The organism is Dietzia sp. DQ11-44 (assembly GCF_014145205.1).
Taxonomy (GTDB): Bacteria; Actinomycetota; Actinomycetes; order Mycobacteriales; family Mycobacteriaceae; genus Dietzia; species Dietzia natronolimnaea.
In genome coordinates this window covers 1-1553 of the sequence record NZ_JAALEC010000334.1, presented here as the reverse complement: position 1 = coordinate 1553, position 1553 = coordinate 1, and the positions used below count along the sequence as shown (strand labels likewise).

At 72.1% G+C, this 1553-nt stretch carries 3 protein-coding genes; all 3 read right to left on the bottom strand.

Annotated features, from left to right (window positions below):
• Positions 1 to 299, bottom strand: a 299-nt coding sequence (locus tag G6018_RS09080; RefSeq protein ID WP_277817767.1) for an SURF1 family cytochrome oxidase biogenesis protein, incomplete at its 3' end; no start/stop codon positions are given.
• A gap of 31 nt (positions 300 to 330) precedes the next feature.
• The gene (locus tag G6018_RS09075) at positions 331 to 807 is read right to left on the bottom strand and encodes a low molecular weight protein-tyrosine-phosphatase (RefSeq protein WP_182639438.1); all 477 of its coding nucleotides are present in this window, start codon (positions 805 to 807) and stop codon (positions 331 to 333) included.
• A complete protein-coding gene (locus G6018_RS09070) occupies positions 797 to 1465 on the bottom strand; it encodes an HAD hydrolase-like protein (RefSeq protein ID WP_182610890.1) in 669 nt (222 codons plus the stop codon). Before G6018_RS09070 ends, G6018_RS09075 begins: the two co-directional genes overlap by 11 nt.
• Positions 1466 to 1553: the final 88 nt, after the last annotated feature.

Below are 1553 nucleotides of genomic sequence, written 5' to 3'. Positions count from 1 at the left end.
GGCTCGCCGTCGACCGCGCGGAGCCGCAGCAGTGCCTCGGCGTCGGGTAGCCACCGGCCGTCCAGTGTCACCAGCCGCCATTCGCGGTCGACGAACGCCTCGGGAGCGTCGACCACCTGCCCGAACGGGGCCGGCGCGGCCTCGATCGACTCGGCGAGGCGGGTGTTGCGGGCGTCCAGGTCCTCGCTCTTGCCCAGCTGCCACGGGGCCAGGAGGGCGAAGCACGCCCAGGCGAACAGCGACACGGCGAGCAGGCCGATCAGCCAACCGGGACTCAGAAAGCGCCGCAGACTCCGCATGTCCCCAGGGTATCCGCTGCACCCCGACGGGCTAAGTCAGGAGGGCACGCACCTCGGCCACCAACCCGGGGAGCGCCTCGGCGATCTGGAGACGGGTCCGGGTGAAGCCGTCGTGGTCGCCGTAGTAGGGGTCGGCCACGTCCTCACCGTCCGCCGCGGGATCGAACCCCCGCAGGAGGCGGACACGGTGTTCCTCGACCCCGGCGCCGAGGAGGTGGTCGCGATGGCCGCGGTCGAGCGCCACCACCAGGTCGGCCCGGTGATCGGTGGCCGACAGTTGTGCGGCCACGTGCGTGCTGTCGTACCCGTGGGACTCGAGCTCGGCCGCGGCCCGTGGATCCATGCCGTCCCCGACGTGCCACCCCCCGGTACCCACGCTCGAGACGGTGACACTGTCGCCGAACCCGGCGCCGGAGAACGCGTGCCGTGCCATGACCTCGGCCATGGGGGAGCGGCAGATGTTGCCGGTACAGACAAAGACGACGTGCACGCGCGGGTCACCACTCATGGATGATCCGCTCCAGCTCGGCGGTGTCCGCCGGGGACCAGCGGGCGCCGTCCCACTCACCGGGGCTGCCGTAACCCCAGCGCACGATCGCCGTGGGGATCCCGTAGCGGGCGGCACCCTCCACGTCGTGCTCGCGGTCGCCGATCATGAGGACGTGGCCCGTGCCCCCCTCGGCCACCGGTACCGGATCGACGCCGAGTGCGGAGAGTGAGTGCGCGATCACATCGGCCTTGGCCGCCCGCCCTACCCGCAGGTCCGCGCCGCCGATGAACTCGAACGGGTCGTCGAGCCGGAAGTGCTCCAGGATCCGTCGCGCGGCCTGCTGGTCCTTGCTCGTCGCCACGGCCATCCGGAAACCGTGGCCGGCCAGGCTCGTCAGCAGGCCGTCCATTCCCTCGTAGACCGCGTTCTCGAGCCACCCCACGTCGGTGTAGCGCTCGCGGTACGCGCTCATCGCCCGCTGCAGATCGTCGCCCCCGAGCCCCAGCGAGGCGAGGGTGTCCGGCATGGGTGGGCCCGCGATGGAGCGGATGTCACGTGAGTCGTCCCACCGTGCACCGACGGTGTCCAGCGCGTGGTGGAGCGACCTGGCGATGCCGTCCAGTGAGTCGGTGATGGTGCCGTCGAGGTCGACGAGGAGGATCGGGCGGTCGGGCATGCCGTCATCCTCTCAGACCCCGGCCGGCATGCGCCGCCACCCGTCGCCGCCGCCCCCGTGGGCCCCGCCTAGGCTGCCGGTCATGAGC

Bases quoted from the DNA above. Each gene is read 5' to 3' on its own strand.
- G6018_RS09075 (WP_182639438.1), bottom strand. From the start codon at position 807: ATGAGTGGTGACCCGCGCGTGCACGTCGTCTTTGTCTGTACCGGCAAC.
- G6018_RS09070 (WP_182610890.1), bottom strand. From the start codon at position 1,465: ATGCCCGACCGCCCGATCCTCCTCGTCGACCTCGACGGCACCATCACC.